The following is a 19,732-nucleotide window of genomic DNA, read 5'->3' on the forward strand; positions in this document are numbered from 1 at the left end:
AAGCTCTTCTGTGCCGATGGTAGTGGGGGGCTGTCCCCCTGTGAGAGTAGGTCACTGCCAGGCAATATGGAGGATTAGCTCAGCTGGGAGAGCGTCTGCCTTACAAGCAGAGGGTCATAGGTTCGAGCCCTATATCCTCCATTTTTATGCCGGTCTAGCTCAATTGGTAGAGCAACTGAATCGTAATCAGTAGGTTGGGGGTTCAAGTCCTCTGACCGGCATTTTTATTTTAATTAATTTGCGAGCCACTAGCTCAGGGGTAGAGCATCTGACTTTTAATCAGAGGGTCGAAGGTTCAAATCCTTCGTGGCTCACCATTTATCAATTGTACCATGATGCGGAAGTAGTTCAGTGGTAGAACATCACCTTGCCATGGTGGGGGTCGCGGGTTCGAATCCCGTCTTCCGCTCCATTTATTTTGATTTGTGCTACGCCGGGGTGGCGAAATTGGCAGACGCACAGGACTTAAAATCCTGCGGTAGGTGACTACCGTGCCGGTTCGAGTCCGGCTCTCGGCACCACTTATTCTGTTTTTTGCGCCCTTAGCTCAATTGGATAGAGCGTCTGACTACGGATCAGAAGGTTGGGGATTCGAGTTCTCTAGGGCGCACCATATCGGGAAGTGGCTCAGCTTGGTAGAGCACCACGTTCGGGACGTGGGGGTCGCAGGTTCAAATCCTGTCTTCCCGATCATTTTTTTGCTTTTTTTTAATGGGGCCTTAGCTCAGCTGGGAGAGCGCCTGCTTTGCACGCAGGAGGTCAGGGGTTCGATCCCCCTAGGCTCCACTTGAATAGGAATTCTGACAAACAGGCGGATCAGATCATCCGCGGCTGAGCTCAGGAGAACGGTGCCTTTTAGTTTTGAGGGCACCGTGTTTTTTTATTATTGAAGTGTCAAAAAATTCATCCCAAAATGGCACAGGTTCAACCCACGTCTGGTCAAGGGCAGGAGCGGGTTTTTCTGACAACCGGACCGGGTTTCAAAACGGCACAGGATGAAACGCGTATTGAAACGTCTCCGCCCTTCACTGCTGTGCCGGGCCCGTCAAATAGGAAGGTTGATTATTTGGCGGATATCATGCATAATTAAATTATAGTCAAAGTTAGTCAAAGTCAGGGAGGAGATGCCTCCGATGAGGAACATATCTGATATAATTGAAAAATATATAAAAGAAATTCTGGATTCGAGTGACATTATCAAGTTGAGGAGAAGCGAACTGGCAGAAAAATTTCAATGCGTTCCTTCGCAGATAAATTATGTATTGAAGACGCGTTTCTCTATCGAAAGAGGTTATGTAGTCGAAAGTAAACGCGGAGGAGGCGGATACATTCAGGTCATTAAAGTGCGGCCGGTTACGGATGCGGAGTTAATTGACGAGATGATTGGCCTGATCGGCTACAGACTGGCGGAAAATATGGGTGAATCGATTATCATCCATTTGCTTGAAGAGCAGGTAATCAGTGAACGTGAAGCAAGACTGATGATCAGCGCCGTCGACCAGACAATTCCTGATCTGGGTGTCCCTTTAAGAGACGAAATGCGTGCGAATATTTTAAAAGCCATGCTTCAGTCGCTGACGTATAAGCGTTGAAATGGCGACCTGCCATAAAAAAATCCGGAAACTTTCAAAAATGTTTTTTGCTGTCCTGTCGGCAGGACACCGGGGACTGATTTAGTAAAAAGCATATGGATCGGCAATAATAAAGACTCTGCACGGTCCGTTGATACAAAGTAAACGTTCGGCACGGCGAATTAAACGTCATGAACGGCTCCATGCAGTGTCAGAGCGCGAGAAGGAACACGCTGCCTGTTTTTGGATGATTGCCCGTTTCACCGCAAGAAAGAGGAATTCATGAGCTGTACGGCGAAATAGTGATATGTGCCGAATGCTCCGTTGTTCGTACAAAAGGGTTCCGGTACATTTGGAATCTGAATCGCGCCTTTATTGTCCGTCGTGATCGGAAAGAGAGTCCTATTAGAGTAGGGCCCCAAAAAATTTTATCAAACGGATGATTAAGCGATAAAAGTTGAAGATTTATAATAGGTTCACTACAATAGACAAAACAGGAGCAATTGAGTGAATATTGCCTCTGGGGGCAGTGTGACCGGCCTGTCGCCACTATCAAAGAGACACTCAACTGAATAATTTATAGGTAAGAGAGAATTTTGAAAGACACCGCGGGCCTATTATTGCCGCGGGTCGGTGAACCGAGAGTACGATTAAAAGGAGGCCACAATTATGATGTTTGGACGATTTACGGAACGCGCTCAAAAGGTGCTGGCGCTTTCTCAGGAAGAGGCCATGCGGCTGGGGCACAACAATATCGGCACTGAGCACATATTGCTCGGTCTTGTCCGTGAAGGTGACGGAATTGCTGCTAAAGCTCTTCTGGCATTGAATCTCAGTCCTGAAAAAATTCAGAAAGAAGTAGAAGCCTTAATCGGCCGCGGGAACGAAACGGTTCAAACACCTCACTATACGCCGAGAGCGAAAAGGGTCATCGAGTTGTCAATGGATGAGGCGAGAAAAATCGGCCATTCGTACGTAGGAACAGAACATATTTTGCTGGGCCTTATTCGTGAAGGCGAGGGAGTGGCTGCCCGTGTGCTGAACAACCTTGGCGTCAGCCTGAATAAGGCCAGACAGCAGGTTCTGCAGCTGCTTGGAAGCCACGAGGCGACGTCCGGCGGGGCACAGGGGCGAACCACGGCACATGCCAGCACCCCGACGCTCGACAGCCTGGCCCGGGATCTGACCGCGATGGCCGGTGAAGGGAGTCTGGATCCTGTAATCGGCCGCAGCAAGGAGATTGAGCGTGTAATTGAGGTACTGAGCCGCCGGACGAAAAACAATCCTGTCCTGATTGGTGAACCGGGGGTTGGTAAAACAGCGGTTGCAGAGGGACTGGCACAGGAAATTGTTAATAATGAAGTACCGGAAATTCTCCGTGACAAACGTGTTATGACGCTTGATATGGGCACAGTTGTTGCCGGAACAAAATATCGGGGCGAATTTGAGGATCGTTTGAAAAAGGTTATGGATGAAATCCGTCAAGCCGGGAATATTATTTTATTTATCGACGAGCTGCATACGCTGATCGGTGCCGGGGGTGCTGAAGGTGCCATTGATGCGTCGAACATATTAAAACCGTCGCTTTCGCGCGGAGAACTGCAGTGTATCGGAGCGACAACGCTTGACGAATACCGCAAGTATATTGAAAAAGATGCCGCACTGGAAAGACGCTTTCAGCCGATCAAGGTCAAGGAGCCGACCAAAGAACAGTCCATTCAGATACTGAAGGGATTGCGCGACCGCTATGAGGCGCACCATCGGGTCAAAATTACCGATGAAGCCATTACTGCAGCCGTCCGGCTTTCCGACCGTTATATTTCTGACCGGTATCTTCCCGATAAAGCGATCGACCTGATTGATGAAGCTTCTTCGAAAGTCCGTCTCCGATCATACACGGCTCCGCCGAATCTCAAGGAACTGGAGCAGAGGCTCGAAGCGGTCAGAAAAGAGAAAGATGCAGCCGTACAGAGCCAGGAGTTTGAGAAAGCCGCTTCATTGCGCGACAGTGAGCAGAAGCTGAAGGAACAGGTAGAGGTCAGCGAGAAGGAATGGAAAGAGAAGCAGGGGAAGGAGAATACCCAGGTTCTGCCTGACGACGTGGCTCTTGTCGTAGCCAATTGGACCGGCATTCCGGTTGTACGGCTTGAACAAAAAGAGAGCGAGCGTTTGCTCCAGATGGAAAATATCCTTCACAAGCGCGTTGTGGGGCAGGATGAAGCCATTAAAGCAATCTCCCACGCGATCAGGAGAGCAAGGGCCGGCCTGAAAGATCCGAAGCGGCCGATCGGCTCGTTCATTTTCCTCGGGCCAACAGGCGTCGGCAAAACCGAGCTGGCGCGGGCGGTTGCCGAAACGCTGTTTGGCGATGAAGAAGCGATCATCCGTATCGACATGTCCGAGTACATGGAAAAACACACAACATCAAGGCTCGTCGGCTCTCCTCCGGGATATGTCGGCCATGAAGAGGGAGGGCAGCTGACGGAAAAAGTCCGCCAGAAACCTTATTCGGTTATTCTTTTCGATGAAATTGAAAAAGCGCATCCCGATGTCTTCAATATTTTGCTTCAGGTGCTGGACGACGGACGCCTCACGGATTCCAAAGGGAGAACGGTTGATTTCCGAAACACGGCAATTATTATGACATCCAATGTGGGTGCGAGTGAGCTGAAGCGGAATAAGTATGTCGGCTTCTCGGTAGGCGGGGAAAATCATGAGTACAAAGAAATGAAAGATAAAGTCACGAGTGCCTTAAAACGTGCTTTCAGGCCGGAGTTTCTCAACCGAATCGATGAGATTATCGTCTTCCATGAATTGACGAAACCTCAGTTGTTGGAAATTGTCTCTTTGCTGGCAGAACATCTGAAACACCGTCTGTCAAGCCAGGGGATTGTTATCGAACTGACCGATGCGGCGAAAGCGCAAATTGTCGAAGAAGGCTACGATCCGGAATATGGGGCAAGGCCGCTTCGACGTGCACTTCAGCGGCGCGTCGAAGACAAGTTGTCCGAAGAGCTGCTGAAAGGTAATATTGCAAAGGGGACAAATGTCGTTATCGATTACAAAGACGGAGAATATGCGGTAAGCAAGAAAGAAGAAGCCGTGGCAAAATCCTGAGGCATGATCTTCGTGGGTGTTCAGGATCTGCCGCGCTGAGAAGAAGCCAAAGTGATCTATAAGCCTTGGCTTCTTTGTGTGTTATAAAAAAAGCCAGATTATTCTTACCCTAACGGGACTGAAAAGGTGATTATTAAATGGCAAAAACAAAAACGGTTTTTGTCTGCCAGGAATGCGGCTATGAGAGTCCGAAATGGATGGGGCGCTGTCCGGGCTGCCAGAACTGGAATACTCTGATTGAGGAAACGGTACGGCCTGCCGCACCTGCGGCAGGTTCTTTGCGGACACAGGACAGCAAACCTTCTCTGCTCACGGATGTGGTATTAGAAGAAGAACCAAGAATACTGACCGGCATGAAAGAATTCAACCGCGTGATGGGGGGCGGAGTGGTGCCTGCCTCACTCACGCTTGTCGGCGGAGACCCTGGCATAGGCAAATCAACCCTTCTCCTGCAGGCTTCCGATCAGCTGGCGCGAAGCGGGCGCAAGGTCCTCTATATATCAGGCGAAGAGTCGCTGCGCCAGACAAAGATGAGGGCCCAGCGGCTGGGGATCGTTTCGGACTGCCTGTATGTGCTCGCGGAAACCGATATTCACCGGATCGAGGCGCATCTTCAGGATGTCCAACCGGAAATTATGATCATTGATTCGATCCAAACCATTTATAATTCTGAGATGTCTTCGGCCCCCGGAAGCATTTCACAAATTAAAGAATGTACCGGGGAATTGATGCGGCTAGCAAAAACAAGCGGCATAGCGGTTTTCATTGTCGGGCATGTCACCAAAAACGGCGCGCTTGCCGGACCGAGGACATTGGAACATATGGTGGATACCGTTTTATATTTTGAAGGAGAACGCCATCATACATTTCGTATCCTAAGGGCGGTTAAAAACCGCTTCGGTTCAACGAATGAAATGGGTGTTTTCGAAATGAAAGAATCGGGGCTGAGTGAAGTCGCCAATCCTTCTGAAATCTTTCTGCAGGAGCGGACAAAGGGTGCAGCGGGGTCCGCGGTAGTTGCTGCGATAGAAGGGACCCGTCCTGTGCTCGTCGAAGTTCAGGCCCTGGTTACACCAACCAGTTTCGGTAATCCGCGCCGAATGGCGGCGGGTATGGACAACCACCGCATTTCACTGCTGATGGCCGTTTTGGAAAAGCGGGTCGGTCTGCTGCTTCAGAATCAGGATGCTTATATTAACGTCGCTGGCGGAATCAAGCTGGATGAACCGGCAACCGATCTGGCAGCAGCGATCAGCATAGCCTCAAGTTTCAGCAACAAGCCTACAAAGATTACGGATATTTTTATCGGCGAAGTGGGTCTGACCGGTGAAGTGAGGCGTGTCTCGCGCATTGAGCAGAGGGTGAACGAGGCATATAAACTAGGTTTTTCAAGAGCCTATATTCCGGAGAAAAATCAGGACGGGTGGTCCCCACCGAAGGGAATGAGCCTCGTCGGTGTTGCCTCGCTCTCCCAGGCCATCGATCTTGCACTGGGCGGTCCGCAAGGCATCGTACCTGAATCTGAATTCTTTCCGTCCGATTATTAAACATGGCGGATGAGTTTTCAAAGAGACCATTGGTTTTGAAACGGATAATATTTTCAAGCAAACATAATGGCAGAACCAAGTTTTGATTTTGTCATTTTGTCTATAATGCTTAGAGGAGGTGATTGAATATGTTGAAACGTTTGATTCAGCTATTTTTTATTCTATTAGGTGGTACTTTGGGGTTTGTCTATATACCAAAAATAATTCTGCTATTAAATCTTGGAAGCGGTATTCCGAACTGGATCGGTTCTCCATTTACAGGGATGGTCATCGGTGCTGTGATTTTAGCTCTCTTAACTTTTTGGTTTGTGGACTCATTGGCAGATTTGATTAAATCGTTTGAAGACAGAATAATAAAGGCTCCGGTAACCGATGTTGTATTTGGCACGATCGGTCTTGTCTTTGGACTCGTGATCGCTTTTCTGATACAGCTTCCTCTGGAAAGTTTGAACATTCCCGGGATCAGCACGGTGCTTCCGATCTTTGTGTATGTTTTTTTAGGCTATTTCTTTTTCCAGGTCGGCTTTAAGAAGCGTGACGAACTGCTGAACCTTTTTCACTTGCCGACCCGGTCAAGGGACCGAAAGAAAGATGCTCGTCCGGAATTGCAAAGGCCGAACGGAATCAGTCCTTACAAAATTTTTGACACCAGTGTGATCATCGACGGAAGAATTGCAGATATTTGTCAGACAGGATTTCTGGAAGGAACAATGGTCATTCCGCACTTCGTTCTTGAAGAGCTGCAGCATATCGCAGACTCGTCAGATGTTCTGAAAAGAAACCGCGGGCGGCGGGGACTGGATATTCTGAATAAAATTCAGAAAGACCATTCGATTCACGTCGACCTTTATGAAGGCGACTATGACGACATCACGGAAGTGGACAGTAAACTCGTCCGGCTGGCAAAAGAAGTGAACGGTATTGTCGTAACCAACGATTTTAATCTAAATAAAGTCTGCGAGTTTCAAGGTGTTCCCGTTCTGAATATCAACGACCTGGCAAATGCAGTAAAGCCGGTTGTTCTCCCCGGGGAAGAACTGCGGGTACAGGTCATTAAAGACGGGAAAGAACAGAATCAGGGTGTCGGGTATCTTGACGACGGTACAATGATTGTGGTAGAAGAAGGACATAGGTATATTGGCAAAACCATTGAAGTGATCATAACCAGTGTGCTGCAGACGTCGGCAGGAAGAATGATCTTTGCCAAACCCAAATTGCTTGAAAAAGCGCTTTGATTTTCATCGAATGGAAACAGGGCGGCTTGTATCCGGGGGCTTAGCAGATGAATTATCAAGTGGTGATTGTTGCGGCAGGGCAGGGTACGCGTATGGGAGCGGAGATGAATAAAGTCCTGCTTACTTTACACGGAATTCCCGTTATTATTTATACCCTTCGCGTTTTTGAACAAGATCCCGACTGTACGGGTGTTGTTCTCGTGATCAAAGAATCCGAGAGGAAAACTTTTTGTGAATTGATCCGCAGATACCACATAAACAAAGTGACCGAACTGGCGGAAGGCGGAAGAGAACGCCAGGAAAGTGTTTACAATGGATTGGCTAAACTAGGGGACTCTCAGGAAACGATTGTCATGGTTCATGACGGTGCCCGTCCGTTTGTCACTAGGAATCAGATTGCGAGAGTCGCCGAAGCCGCAGACCGTTGCGGTGCGGCACTTCTGGCTGTCCGTGTGAAAGATACAATAAAACAGGTAGCATGTCACAGTGTGAGTAAAACATTGGAACGCGAGAGCTTGTGGGCGGCACAGACCCCGCAGGCTTTTCGCATGTCCGTGATTATGCAGGCGCATCGTGAAGGCAGAGTGCGGCATTTTAAGGTAACGGATGACGCTTCACTCGTTGAACAGCTGGGTCAGACGGTGGAAGTTGTTGAAGGCAGCTATCGCAACATCAAGCTGACCACACCGGAAGACATGATCATTGCGGAAAAGTTTGTTCAGGAAGAGGAGAAGGCAGATGCGAATAGGCCACGGGTTTGATGTTCACCAATTTGCGGGTAATAGAAAACTGATTGTAGGGGGCGTTGTCATTCCCTATAATTTGGGGCTTGCAGGTCATTCCGATGCGGATGTTCTGCTTCATGCAATCAGCGACGCGCTCCTCGGAGCCGTCTGTGAAGGAGACATCGGCAGACATTTTCCCGATACGGACGAATCCTACAAAAACGCCGATTCAAAAGTGCTTCTGGCGGAAGTGATGTCCATTGTCCGTGCCAAAGGGTATGATGTCGGGAACATTGACAGTGTTGTGATTGCGCAGAAACCAAAATTCGCCCCTTATATACAGGAGATGCGCCGGACGATTGCCGACGTTTTGAAAACAGATCAAGATAGAATAAATGTTAAGGCGACGACTACTGAAAAACTGGGTTTTACAGGACGAGGAGAAGGAATTGCCGCTGAAGCTGTCTGCCTTCTGGAAAAAGTTGAATGAAGTTGAGCCGGCAAGCGTTATCCGTGTTAAAATGTAGAAGAATAACGGAAAGTGGTGAAATCAGTGACCAATGAAGTCAGGGTACGCTACGCGCCGAGTCCGACCGGATTCCTACATATTGGCAATGCGCGTACCGCAATTTTTAATTATCTGTTTGCCCGCCATGCAGGGGGCAAGTTTGTCATTCGTATTGAGGATACCGACCAGAAACGAAATGTTGAAGGCGGGGAAGAAAGCCAGCTGAAATATCTGAAGTGGCTTGGGCTTGAATGGGATGAAAGTGTTGATGTGGGCGGTGAATACGGTCCTTATCGGCAGATGGAGAGGCTGGATATTTATAAAAAATATTGGCAGGAACTGCTGGATAAAGGTCTGGCCTATAAATGCTACTGTACGGCAGAAGAGCTTAAGGCTGAACGCGAATCACAGATGGCTCACGGCCAGACGCCGGGTTACTCAGGAAAGTGCCGTCATCTGACTGAAGAGCAAAGAGCGCAGCTTGAAGCAGAAGGCAGAAAACCGACGATCCGTTTCCGGGTGCCGGCAGACCGGAAAATTGATTTTGACGACATTGTAAAGGGCCATGTATCGTTCAACACAAACGATGTCAGCGACTTTGTCATTGTTAAACAGAATGGCGTACCGACATACAATTTTGCCGTTGTTATCGATGACCATTTAATGAAGATGACTCATATCCTCCGCGGAGAAGAACACATCTCCAATACGCCGAAGCAGATTATGCTTTTTCAGTCATTCGGCTGGGAGGCACCTACCTATGGACATATGACGCTGATTGTCAACGAAAATCATAAGAAATTAAGCAAGCGGGACAACAGTATTGTCCAGTTTATTGAACAGTATAAAAACATGGGATTTCTGCCTGAAGCGCTGTTCAATTTTATCACGCTGCTCGGTTGGTCGCCGAAGGGTGAAGAAGAGGTCTTTTCACGCGAAGACTTTATCAAGCTGTTTGACGCAAACCGGCTGAGCAAGTCCCCTGCAATGTTCGATAAGTCCAAGCTTGAATGGATGAACGGACAGTACATCAATAAAATTTCGGCAGAAGATTATGTGAAGCTCACTGTTCCGTATTTGATCGAAGCCGGACTTGTTCCGGAACAGATGACCCCTGAACAGGAGGAATGGGCAAAGCGCGTTGTTCTCCTTTATCAGGAACAGCTCCATTACGGTGCGGAAATTGTCAACCTGACCGAAATGTTCTTTAACAAAGAAGTAGAATTGGACAATCTGAGTAAAGATGAGGAGAAAATTCTTGCAGGCGAACAGGTCAATGAAGTGATCACAGTGTTCAATCGGGAACTTAAAAGCCTGACGGAATGGACGGCAGAGGCCATTAACCCGAAGATCAAAGTGACACAGAAAGAAACCAAGCAGCGCGGCTGGAAATTGTACATGCCGATACGTGTGATTGCAACAGGTTCGGCGCACGGTCCTGAATTGCCGGAGGCACTGGAATTGCTCGGCAGGGACATTGTTATCGAGCGGATGGAACACTATCTGAACATGCAGAAAACAGTCTGAAAGCTTCCCTTGCAGTTTGCGGAGAATGGCGATTATCCATGATTCCGCATAACGTGTAAAAGAAAACAGAAAAAGCGTTGAAGAGGTTGAGTAAGGATTTTTCCTTCTTGGACAGAGAGAACGGTCATCCGGCTGAAAACCGTTCAGACAGGAAAATCGCTGAATTGCCCCTCTGAGTTTTCCGCTGAACGGTTCAGTAGGCGGAAACGGCGGCAGCCGTTATCGGTTTAAGTGGAGAGGACTACTCTCAAACAAAGTGGAACCGCGTCATTAAGGCGTCTTTGTGTCGGACGACACAAAGACGCCTTTTTAATCTGTCCTGAATGGATAATCATGATTTGGAGGTGAATCCGCTGTGCGGAATATAATTGCCGAAGATCTGAACAATGTGTTTGATCAGGATCCTGCTGCAAGAAGCAGATGGGAAGTGATCTGGACGTATTCCGGTCTGCACGCGATATGGGCGCATCGGGTCGCTCACTGGCTATGGCAGAAAAAGTTCTACTTTTTCGCCCGTGTGCTCTCGCAATTTACCCGTTTTCTGACAGGCATTGAAATTCATCCGGGAGCAAAGATCGGCCGTCGCTTTTTCATGGATCACGGCATGGGCATTGTTATCGGAGAGACATGCGAGATTGGTAATGACGTCACACTTTTTCAAGGGGTGACTCTTGGCGGAACAGGCAAAGAAAAAGGAAAAAGGCATCCGACGGTTGGCAACGATGTTCTGATCTCCACTGGAGCGAGGGTGCTCGGATCCATTACCATCGGAGACCATTCCAAGATTGGCGCAGGTTCGGTCGTGCTGCACGATGTTCCGGCGGATTCGACAGTGGTCGGCATTCCCGGCCGTGTCGTCAGGCAGAACGGCAGAAAAGTGCACCATCACGATCTGAATCACACGGATCTGCCGGATCCCGTCGCCGACAAAATCGAACAGCTGGAGGAAGAAATCGAACGGCTGCGCCAGGAAATTCAGAAATTGAAAGAACCAAGTCAGAAGGAGAGTGAAACAGAATGACTCTGAAGGTCTATAACACACTGACAAGAAAAAAAGAGGTATTCGTTCCAATAGAAAAAGGTAAGGTCAGGATGTATGTCTGTGGACCGACGGTTTACAATTACATTCACATCGGAAACGCGCGTCCTGCCGTAGTTTTCGACACGGCTCGCCGTTATTTTGAATTCCGCGGGTATAATGTGAACTATGTATCCAATTTTACGGATGTCGATGATCGGCTGATTCATGCGTCACAGGAGCGTCATCAATCTGTGCCGGAAATTGCCAATCAGTTTATTAAAGCTTTTCTCGCTGATGTGGGCGCCTTAAATGTCAAGAAAGCGACGATCAATCCTCGTGCGACAGAAACCATGCCTGAAATCATCGCGTTTATCGGTAAGCTGATCGATACGGGTTTTGCCTACGCCGCTGACGGGGATGTTTACTACAGGACAAGAAAATTCAAAGATTACGGAAAGCTCTCGCACCAATCCGTCGACGATTTGAAATCGGGCGCCCGGATTGAAATTGGGGAAAACAAGGAAGACCCGCTCGACTTTGCCTTATGGAAGGCGGCCAAACCGGGAGAGATTAAATGGGCGAGCCCCTGGGGGGAAGGACGTCCGGGCTGGCACATCGAATGTTCGGCCATGGTTGAGAAATATCTGGGTGAAACAATCGATATTCACGCGGGCGGAACCGATCTCGTTTTTCCGCATCATGAAAATGAAATTGCGCAGTCTGAAGCGCTGCATCACTGCGCAATGGCCCATTACTGGCTGCATAACGGTCATATCCAGATTAACAACGAGAAAATGTCGAAATCCATCGGCAATGTCATTCTTGTTCACGACCTGATCAAAAAGTACGATCCGCTTGTTGTCCGCTTCTTTATTTTGACCGTTCAGTACCGCCACCCTATTAACTTCAGCGACGAATTGCTGAATGACGCGGTTCAGGCATTCGGGCGGCTGAAGACCGTGTTTTACAATCTTGATCATCGCCTGAAAGATTTTGCCGGACAGACGGATGGCTTCGATGAGAAGATGGAGAGTTACCGAGTGCGCTTCATTGAAGCGATGGACGACGACTTTAATACGGCGAATGCCATTTCCGTTCTTTTTGATATCGCAAAGGACGCTAATATTGCTCTGCAGAGCGCGGACACAAAACCGGCACTGCTTTTTTCATACCGGCAGATACTCTTTGAACTTTCTGATGTCCTCGGGCTGAAACTTGAAGATCAAACCGAAAGTATTCTGGACAGCGATGTGGAAGCCATGATTGAGAAACGTGAGGCGGCACGGCGGGACAAACAATTTGCACTGGCCGATGTGATAAGGGACCAACTGAAAAAAGCCGGCATTGTGCTGGAGGACACGCCGCAGGGCGTACGCTGGAAAAGAGGACGGGAATGAGCATGGCCAAAAAACAGGCGGCCCCGGATCAGATGAGCAGTCTCGCGCTGGCTTATATGGGTGACGCAATCATTGAAGTCTATGTCCGTGAGGCCGTGATTAGCGGCGGCGCTGCAAAGCCACATCTGCTGCACGCTCTGGCTGTGGATTATGTATCCGCGCGGGCACAGTCGAGGTTTCTCCATGAATTGATGGAAGAAGGTTTTCTGACTGAGGATGAGCTGAGCATCGTCAGGCGCGGACGGAACGCCAAATCGCATTCCGTCCCGAGGAATACGGATGTACAGACTTACAATTTCAGCACGGGATTTGAAGCGCTGATCGGTTATCTTTATTTTACCGGGGGCAAAGATAGAATTGAGGAAATCATGAAAAAGATGTTTGTCAATCACCCGGTTGAAGGGGGAGAGAATCCATGAACGATGAATTGATCGTCGGGCGCCATCCCGTGTCGGAGGCAATCAGATCCGGTAGAGAAATCAATAAAGTGTGGCTGAATAAAGAAGGGCGGGGATTTAGCGAGCTTCTTGAACTGATCAAAGAAAATGGAATCGCCGTGCAGTTTGTTCCGAAACAAAAGCTCGATCAGATGTCCCGGTCCGCCCAGCATCAGGGTATTGTGGCTTCAGTTGCCGCCTACCGCTATTCAGAGCTGTCCGATTTGTTCGATCTTGCGAAGCAGCGCGGGGAATCCCCCTTTTTTCTGATGCTGGATAATGTTGAGGATCCGCACAACCTGGGTTCCATATTGAGAACGGCGGATGCTTCCGGCTGCCACGGTGTCATCATTCCGAAACGTCGTTCGGTCGGATTGACTTCGGTTGTAGCCAAAGCGTCAACGGGCGCGATTGAGTACGTTCCGGTTGTGCGCGTGTCCAACTTGGCTAATACAATGGACGCCATGAAAAAACAGGGGGTCTGGTTCGCCGGGACGGCTGCGGACGGCAGTGAGGATTACCGTCAGGCAGACTACTCCCTGCCGCTTTGCCTGGTTATTGGCAATGAAGGAAGCGGCATGTCGCAGCTGGTGAGAAAAAAGTGCGATTTTCTGATCAACATTCCGATGAGGGGAAAAGTCACATCGCTGAATGCTTCGGTTGCAGCGGGCCTGCTCATGTATGAAGTGCTCAGGCACCGCGGGCAGCAAAGGTGAACACGATGAACGAGATCCTGATTGTCGACGGCTATAATGTGATCGGTGCATGGAATGAACTGAAGGAATTGCGGGAAAAGGATTTCGAGAGCGCAAGGGATCTGCTGATCAATAAGATGGCAGAGTATCAGGCGGTGACAGGCTACCGTGTCATCATTATTTTTGATGCCTATCTGATACCCGGCAAGGAGACGAAAACAAAGCAGTCAACGGTCGAGGTCATCTATACAAAAAAAAACGAAAAGGCGGATCAAAAAATAGAAGGTCTGATCAGAAAGTTACAGAATGTGAAGACGCGTATTCACGTCGCGACTTCAGATATGGCGGAGCAGTGGGCGGTGTTTTCTCAGGGCGCCCTTCGGAAACCGTCAAGGGAGCTGATCGAAGAAATCAGAAAAATAGATCGCCAGATTGGCAAAACGACAATGAACGATCAGCCACAGGGCAAGCGGTCAGTCATCCAGATTGACGAAGAGACACGGGCGAAGCTGGAAAAGATGAGAAGAGGTTTTTGAATTTTCTTGACGATTTGAATTTTGTTACTGTATAATATTTCTACAAAAGGCATCATGAGCTCGGGGGGAAAAAAATGAGTTACGATCCGGTAAGGGCTGATATGGCAGTGTTTCGCTCACTTGATGATGAAAAAATACTGAAAGTGGTTCATGATGGTAATGGAGAAGCCTTGGAGTATCTCATTTTTAAATATAAGAATTTTGTGCGTGCGAAAGCGAAAGCTTATTTTCTCGTCGGTGCCGAACGTGAGGATATTATTCAGGAAGGGATGATCGGTCTCTTCAAGGCCATCCGCGATTACAGAGGGGACAAGCCGGCTTCATTTAAAGCGTTTGCAGAACTCTGTATCACCCGTCAGATGATTACTGCGGTCAAGACGGCAACACGGCAGAAACACATTCCTTTAAATTCTTATGTTTCGCTTGACAAGCCAATTTATGATGAAGAGTCGGACCGTACACTGCTCGACGTCGTCTGCGAAACTCAGTCGAGTGATCCGGAAGAGCTGCTGATCAGCCGGGAAGAGTACGACAATATAGAAGAAAAACTCTCCCGGATCTTGAGCGATCTGGAACGTAAAGTGCTGAACCAGTATCTCGACGGGCGTTCCTATCAGGAAATATCCGCCGATTTGAAACGCCATGTGAAATCGATTGATAATGCGCTTCAGCGTGTGAAGAGAAAACTGGAACACTGCATGCAACTGAAGGAACTGAGCTTATAACCGTTATAACAGGACAGGGCATCGAGAGATCGCAGCTCTGCATGCGCTTTATTGACAGGCCCGGAGTCATGTGCTATATTCAACCCAGTATAAATTCATTGATCAGAGAGGCTGTTGAACGCCTTTCTTTTTAATGTGGGGACGCATAAGCATGATCGAAGAAAGAAAGCGGAGCGGGAGACAAACCGCCTGAACTTATTTAACTGTAGAATCAGGTGCATGCCTTGAGAAAAAAGATCGTTCTTGCCTGCTCAGTCTGCCATTCAAGAAACTATACGATAACGGAAAAAGCGGACAAAAATACAGATCGGGCTGAATTGAATAAATATTGTAAAACCTGCAATGCGTACACATTGCACCGGGAAACGAAGTAGAATTTTAGACGGAGGTATTGCAGAGGATGTCAGGCATCATCAAAGGGACCGGGAAATTTTTTCGCAGTATCATCACCGAAACAAAGAAAATAAGCTGGCCGACGCGCATTGAACTTTTTAAATACACGGTCACGGTTATCGTCACAGTGGTGTTTTTATCCGTTTTTTTCGTTGTTGTTGATTTAGGCATTTCGCAGCTGATGCACCTGATCACAAATCGATGACTGTTCGCCGTATCGTTTGACGGACCAATAATTTGGAGGAAGAAAGTTATGGAAAAGAACTGGTATGTTATTCACACATACTCGGGCTACGAAAACAAGGTCAAGACTAACCTGGAAAAAAGAGTTGAGTCAATGGGTATGGCCGATAAAATATTCCGGATTCTCGTTCCTATGGAAGAAGAAACGGAAATGAAAAACGGACAGAAAAAAACGGCCATGAGAAAGGTTTTTCCCGGCTATGTGCTGACGGAAATGATCATGACTGATGATTCATGGTATGTGGTCCGCAATACCCCGGGGGTAACGGGTTTTGTCGGTTCAACAGGAGCGGGCTCTAAACCGATCCCTCTCCTCCCGGAGGAAGTGGACGCAATTCTGAAGCAGATGGGTCTTAAAGAACGTATTGCGGATGTTAACTTCGAACTTAAAGAACAAGTCAAGGTTAAGGAGGGTCCGTTTGCGGACTTCATCGGCAGTGTCGAAAGTATTGATCAGGAAAAAAGCAAGCTTAAGGTGCATGTCAATATGTTCGGGCGGGAGACACCGGTTGAACTGGATTTTGATCAAGTTAAAAAAATTGATTGACGAACGGTGACCGGCGAGGCATGGAAGAGACAGGTGATTTTTTCCTGATCTTGCAATTTGCCGCCGACGAATGTATAATCTTGATGTTTGTATGATTTGAAACGATCTCACCATCGTAGGGTACGAAGATTGAAAACGGCCATAGAGGCTTTATGAAAGAGTGGGAGGGAATATCCCGTACCACAAATTGTTGCAGGGAGGTGCTCTCATGGCAAAAAAAGTAGTCAAGTTAGTAAAATTGCAGATTCCGGCAGGTAAAGCAAATCCGGCTCCGCCGGTTGGTCCGGCACTGGGCCAGGCGGGCGTTAACATTATGGGTTTTTGCAAGGAGTTCAATGCGCGTACATCCGATCAGGCGGGTTTGATCATTCCGGTTGAAATCACCGTATTCGAAGACCGGTCGTTTACTTTTATTACGAAAACGCCGCCTGCGGCTGTTCTTCTGAAAAAAGAAACGGGTATCGAATCAGGTTCGGGTACGCCGAATACGAAAAAAGTCGCGACAATCAAGCGGGACAAAGTGCGCGCGATTGCTGAACTGAAAATGCCGGACCTGAATGCGGCCGACGTTGAAGCGGCAATGCGCATGGTTGAAGGAACAGCCCGCAGCATGGGCATTGTTGTCGAAGACTGATTTCGCCAAGAAGCTTGCGGTTTCTGTCCGCATCTTTCTGTTTTATACTTTAAGAAAGCCCTCTGTCTAGGCGGATTACAGTATAATACGGATGCAGCAGGCGGCTGAAACGTTTTTTAAGATCGGTGGGAGGTCTAATACAAACCGCTATTACCACGAAGGAGGAATTACAATGGCCAAAAAAGGAAAAAAATATCTTGAAGCTGCAAAAGCAATCGACCGTTCGAAAGCTTACGATATTGAAGAAGCCGTCAGCCTTGTGAAAAAAGTCGCTTCAGCCGGCTTTGATGAATCGGTGGACGTAGCCGTCCGGCTTGGCGTGGACACGAGAAAGAACGATCAGCAGGTCCGCGGCGCGGTCGTGCTGCCGAACGGCACGGGAAAAACGCAGCGTGTGCTCGTCTTTGCGAAGGGCGATAAAGCCAAAGAAGCGGAAGCCGCAGGAGCGGATTATGTCGGCGAGCAGGAATACGTTGAAAAAATCAGCGGAGGCTGGTTTGATTTTGATGTCGTTGTTGCTACTCCGGACATGATGGCCCAGGTCGGCCGTCTCGGCCGGGTACTCGGTCCGAAAGGCCTGATGCCGAACCCGAAAACCGGAACGGTTACTTTTGATGTCGATAAGGCAGTCAAAGAAATCAAAGCCGGTAAAGTGGAATATCGTGCCCAGAAAGACGGCAACGTTCATGTTCCGATCGGCAAGGTTTCTTTTGAGGACAACAAACTGGTTGAAAACTTTAAGGTCCTGATTGAAACGCTGGTCAAGGCAAAACCGGCCGCCGCAAAGGGAACCTACCTGAAAAACATCGCGATCTCATCGACGATGGGACCCGGCGTCAAGGTTTCGACGGCTGCAGCCAGATAATCGGTCTGTGAAGACGCGTTCCTTGCAAGGTTGACAGCAGGACAGAAACTCAATATAATGACTGATGTTCATTATAATTAAATCATTGATTACCGTAGACAGCAGGGGCATGTTCAATGCTTAATTTTTCCCAGCCGAGGTTTGCAAATTCTTGATAACCCTTTTTGCGTTGGATAGATGCGTACCCTCATGTCAATCGGCTTGAGGGTTTTTTATTGAACCTATAGCGGTGAAACAAAACTTCTGGATACGGAAAACGGGGACAGGGAGGTGTATCAGGAACAATGAGCAACGAAAAAATACTTGAAGCAAAGAAACAGGTTGTTGATGAGATCGCCGGAAAATTAAAGGAAAGTGTTGCGACAATTGTTGTGAATTATCGCGGACTTTCTGTTGCGGAAGTCACGGAACTCCGTAAACAGCTGCGTGAAGCCAACGTTGATTACAAGGTTTACAAGAATACCTTTGTACGCCGTGCGACCGCGCTGACGGATCTGACCGAACTCGACGGCGCACTTGAAGGCCCGACGGCAGTCTCGTTCAGTAAGGACGACGTGATTGCTCCGGCAAAGGTGCTTTACAATTTTTCAAAAGATCATGAGGCGCTGGAAATCAAGGCCGGTGTGATCGAAGGAAAAGCGGCAACGGTTGAGGAAATCAAGGCGCTCGCAGAACTTCCTTCAAGAGAGGGACTTCTGTCGATGCTGGCCAACGTTCTTCAGGCGCCGATCCGCAATTTTGCGATCGGACTCAAGGCGGTTGCCGAACAGAAAGAAGCCTGATTCGTCGGCCTGGCCGGTCCTGGAAAAAATGGTTTACGATAAAAAAGCAAACGAATTTAAGGAGGATTATTTTCAATGACTAAAGAAGATATCATTGGCGCTATTAAAGAGATGTCTGTTCTTGAACTGAACGATCTCGTAAAAGCAATTGAAGACGAGTTTGGTGTAACTGCTGCTGCTCAGGTTGCTGCTCCGGCCGGTGCAGGTGCCGCAGTAGAAGAAGAAAAAACGGAATTCGACGTTATTCTTGCTGAAGCCGGTGCGCAGAAAATCAAGGTTATCAAAGTTGTCCGTGAAATCACAGGCCTTGGTCTGAAGGACGCAAAGGCATTGGTTGACGGCGCACCTAAGGCTGTCAAAGAAGGCGCTGCTAAAGAAGAAGCCGAGGAAATCAAAGGCAAGCTTGAAGAAGTTGGCGCAAAGGTCGAACTGAAATAAGTTCGGATTCAAGCCCGCGCTTGCGCGGGCTTTTTATTTTTCTTGAAACAGGTAAACAATTTTACAGACATGAACAAAACCGCTGCCCGAACGGAGAGCACACCCGCTTCGTTCGGATGCCCTTCGTTTTTTACTATTCTTTTTAAGGTGAGTTATCTATGAGCGAACACTATTATTCACAGCACCCTCAGGCAGCGAGCCACCGCCAAAGCGTGACCCTGCAATTGAGAGGCAGAACGCTTACTTTTGTTACAGACGCCGGGGTTTTTTCGAAAAGAGGCATTGATTTTGGCTCTGGATTGCTGATTGACACCTTCAGGGAGCCCGAGATACCCGGCGATATTCTGGATATGGGCTGCGGATACGGGCCGATCGGGATTGCTCTTTCAAAATCCTTTCCGGGACGTCAGGTAATGATGGCTGACATAAATGAGCGGGCAGTTGCGCTTGCCGAAGAAAACGTCCGGGTCAACCAGGCCAGGGCAAAGGTGTGCCAGAGTAATTTATTCGAACAGATCGATGGACCGTTCGCCGCAATTGTCACCAACCCACCGATTCGCGCTGGAAAAAAAATTGTCCATCAGATTTTTTCCGATGGGTATGATTTTCTCGAGAGCAAGGGGGAATTATGGACGGTTATTCAAAAGAAGCAAGGGGCTCCTTCGGCACTGAAGGCCCTTCAGTCAATCTTTGAAACAGTCAACGTTGTCGCGAAAAAGAAGGGCTATTTTGTTTTTTGTGCAAAAAAGAATTGACTTTAAAATACTACTGTGATATTATGTTTTAATG

Annotated in this window: 21 protein-coding genes, 8 tRNA genes and 2 other annotated features; all 29 genes read left to right on the forward strand. The window is 48.3% G+C overall.

What is annotated here, in order from left to right; all coding sequences use genetic code 11:
- Positions 1-68 precede the first annotated feature (68 nt).
- The 29 genes from IEX81_RS14620 to IEX81_RS14760 all read left to right on the forward strand — a co-directional run bounded on the left by IEX81_RS14620 (position 69) and on the right by IEX81_RS14760 (position 19,698).
- Positions 69-141 (forward strand) — tRNA-Val (locus IEX81_RS14620).
- Positions 142-148: 7 nt separating this feature from the next.
- Positions 149-221: transfer RNA gene (locus IEX81_RS14625), tRNA-Thr, on the forward strand.
- A gap of 21 nt (positions 222-242) precedes the next feature.
- Positions 243-317: transfer RNA gene (locus tag IEX81_RS14630), tRNA-Lys, on the forward strand.
- Between the two features lie 20 nt (positions 318-337).
- A tRNA-Gly gene (locus IEX81_RS14635) sits at positions 338-412 on the forward strand.
- A 20-nt stretch (positions 413-432) separates the two neighbouring features.
- A tRNA-Leu gene (locus IEX81_RS14640) sits at positions 433-521 on the forward strand.
- 15 nt (positions 522-536) lie between these two features.
- Positions 537-613 (forward strand) — tRNA-Arg (locus IEX81_RS14645).
- Between the two features lie 3 nt (positions 614-616).
- Positions 617-690: transfer RNA gene (locus IEX81_RS14650), tRNA-Pro, on the forward strand.
- 23 nt (positions 691-713) lie between these two features.
- Positions 714-786 (forward strand) — tRNA-Ala (locus IEX81_RS14655).
- 347 nt (positions 787-1,133) lie between these two features.
- Positions 1,134-1,592 (forward strand): CtsR family transcriptional regulator, encoded by a 459-nt coding sequence (locus tag IEX81_RS14660; RefSeq protein WP_188804647.1) that lies wholly within the window; start codon positions 1,134-1,136, stop codon positions 1,590-1,592.
- A gap of 648 nt (positions 1,593-2,240) precedes the next feature.
- Positions 2,241-4,688, forward strand: coding sequence for an ATP-dependent protease ATP-binding subunit ClpC (gene clpC, locus IEX81_RS14665; RefSeq protein WP_188804649.1), 2,448 nt, complete (start codon positions 2,241-2,243; stop codon positions 4,686-4,688).
- A 137-nt stretch (positions 4,689-4,825) separates the two neighbouring features.
- Positions 4,826-6,235, forward strand: a complete 1,410-nt coding sequence (gene radA, locus IEX81_RS14670) for a DNA repair protein RadA (protein ID WP_188804651.1) — start codon at positions 4,826-4,828, stop codon at positions 6,233-6,235.
- Positions 6,236-6,363: 128 nt separating this feature from the next.
- Positions 6,364-7,470 carry a PIN/TRAM domain-containing protein gene (locus IEX81_RS14675; protein ID WP_188804653.1) on the forward strand — a complete coding sequence of 369 codons (1,107 nt, stop codon included), beginning with the start codon at positions 6,364-6,366 and terminating at the stop codon, positions 7,468-7,470.
- Positions 7,471-7,517: 47 nt separating this feature from the next.
- Complete coding sequence (gene ispD / locus IEX81_RS14680; RefSeq protein WP_188804655.1) at positions 7,518-8,231, forward strand: 2-C-methyl-D-erythritol 4-phosphate cytidylyltransferase; 714 nt, start codon at positions 7,518-7,520, stop codon at positions 8,229-8,231.
- On the forward strand, positions 8,209-8,685 hold the full coding sequence (gene ispF, locus IEX81_RS14685) for a 2-C-methyl-D-erythritol 2,4-cyclodiphosphate synthase (RefSeq protein ID WP_188804657.1): 477 nt from the start codon (positions 8,209-8,211) through the stop codon (positions 8,683-8,685). Before ispD ends, ispF begins: the two co-directional genes overlap by 23 nt.
- Before the next feature lie 63 nt (positions 8,686-8,748).
- Positions 8,749-10,230, forward strand: a complete 1,482-nt coding sequence (gltX, locus tag IEX81_RS14690; RefSeq protein WP_188804777.1) for a glutamate--tRNA ligase — start codon at positions 8,749-8,751, stop codon at positions 10,228-10,230.
- Positions 10,231-10,298: 68 nt separating this feature from the next.
- Positions 10,299-10,516: a binding site (T-box leader), on the forward strand.
- A gap of 69 nt (positions 10,517-10,585) precedes the next feature.
- A complete protein-coding gene (cysE, locus tag IEX81_RS14695; RefSeq protein WP_188804659.1) occupies positions 10,586-11,251 on the forward strand; it encodes a serine O-acetyltransferase in 666 nt (221 codons plus the stop codon).
- Positions 11,248-12,648 (forward strand): cysteine--tRNA ligase, encoded by a 1,401-nt coding sequence (gene cysS, locus IEX81_RS14700; RefSeq protein WP_188804661.1) that lies wholly within the window; start codon positions 11,248-11,250, stop codon positions 12,646-12,648. Before cysE ends, cysS begins: the two co-directional genes overlap by 4 nt.
- Positions 12,645-13,067 carry a Mini-ribonuclease 3 gene (locus IEX81_RS14705; RefSeq protein ID WP_188804663.1) on the forward strand — a complete coding sequence of 141 codons (423 nt, stop codon included), beginning with the start codon at positions 12,645-12,647 and terminating at the stop codon, positions 13,065-13,067. The genes cysS and IEX81_RS14705 overlap by 4 nt, the downstream gene beginning before the upstream one ends.
- The gene (rlmB, locus tag IEX81_RS14710) at positions 13,064-13,801 is read left to right on the forward strand and encodes a 23S rRNA (guanosine(2251)-2'-O)-methyltransferase RlmB (protein ID WP_188804665.1); all 738 of its coding nucleotides are present in this window, start codon (positions 13,064-13,066) and stop codon (positions 13,799-13,801) included. Before IEX81_RS14705 ends, rlmB begins: the two co-directional genes overlap by 4 nt.
- 5 nt (positions 13,802-13,806) lie before the next feature.
- A complete protein-coding gene (locus IEX81_RS14715) occupies positions 13,807-14,316 on the forward strand; it encodes an NYN domain-containing protein (protein ID WP_188804667.1) in 510 nt (169 codons plus the stop codon).
- A gap of 74 nt (positions 14,317-14,390) precedes the next feature.
- A complete protein-coding gene (gene sigH, locus IEX81_RS14720; protein WP_188804670.1) occupies positions 14,391-15,041 on the forward strand; it encodes an RNA polymerase sporulation sigma factor SigH in 651 nt (216 codons plus the stop codon).
- Positions 15,042-15,256: 215 nt separating this feature from the next.
- Positions 15,257-15,415, forward strand: a complete 159-nt coding sequence (rpmG, locus tag IEX81_RS14725; protein WP_373292390.1) for a 50S ribosomal protein L33 — start codon at positions 15,257-15,259, stop codon at positions 15,413-15,415.
- A 26-nt stretch (positions 15,416-15,441) separates the two neighbouring features.
- Complete coding sequence (gene secE / locus IEX81_RS14730) at positions 15,442-15,639, forward strand: preprotein translocase subunit SecE (RefSeq protein ID WP_188804673.1); 198 nt, start codon at positions 15,442-15,444, stop codon at positions 15,637-15,639.
- A 48-nt stretch (positions 15,640-15,687) separates the two neighbouring features.
- A complete protein-coding gene (gene nusG, locus IEX81_RS14735) occupies positions 15,688-16,224 on the forward strand; it encodes a transcription termination/antitermination protein NusG (protein ID WP_188804674.1) in 537 nt (178 codons plus the stop codon).
- Positions 16,225-16,432: 208 nt separating this feature from the next.
- Complete coding sequence (rplK, locus tag IEX81_RS14740) at positions 16,433-16,858, forward strand: 50S ribosomal protein L11 (protein ID WP_188804676.1); 426 nt, start codon at positions 16,433-16,435, stop codon at positions 16,856-16,858.
- 172 nt (positions 16,859-17,030) lie between these two features.
- A complete protein-coding gene (gene rplA, locus IEX81_RS14745) occupies positions 17,031-17,723 on the forward strand; it encodes a 50S ribosomal protein L1 (protein ID WP_188804678.1) in 693 nt (230 codons plus the stop codon).
- A 74-nt stretch (positions 17,724-17,797) separates the two neighbouring features.
- Positions 17,798-17,946 (forward strand) — a sequence feature (ribosomal protein L10 leader region).
- A gap of 61 nt (positions 17,947-18,007) precedes the next feature.
- Positions 18,008-18,505 (forward strand): 50S ribosomal protein L10, encoded by a 498-nt coding sequence (gene rplJ / locus IEX81_RS14750; RefSeq protein WP_188804681.1) that lies wholly within the window; start codon positions 18,008-18,010, stop codon positions 18,503-18,505.
- Positions 18,506-18,580: 75 nt separating this feature from the next.
- Positions 18,581-18,943 (forward strand): 50S ribosomal protein L7/L12, encoded by a 363-nt coding sequence (gene rplL, locus IEX81_RS14755; RefSeq protein WP_188804683.1) that lies wholly within the window; start codon positions 18,581-18,583, stop codon positions 18,941-18,943.
- A gap of 158 nt (positions 18,944-19,101) precedes the next feature.
- The gene (locus IEX81_RS14760) at positions 19,102-19,698 is read left to right on the forward strand and encodes a class I SAM-dependent methyltransferase (protein ID WP_188804685.1); all 597 of its coding nucleotides are present in this window, start codon (positions 19,102-19,104) and stop codon (positions 19,696-19,698) included.
- Positions 19,699-19,732 lie beyond the last annotated feature (34 nt).

Source organism: Sporolactobacillus putidus (assembly GCF_014647035.1).
Lineage (GTDB): Bacteria > Bacillota > Bacilli > Bacillales > Sporolactobacillaceae > Sporolactobacillus > Sporolactobacillus putidus.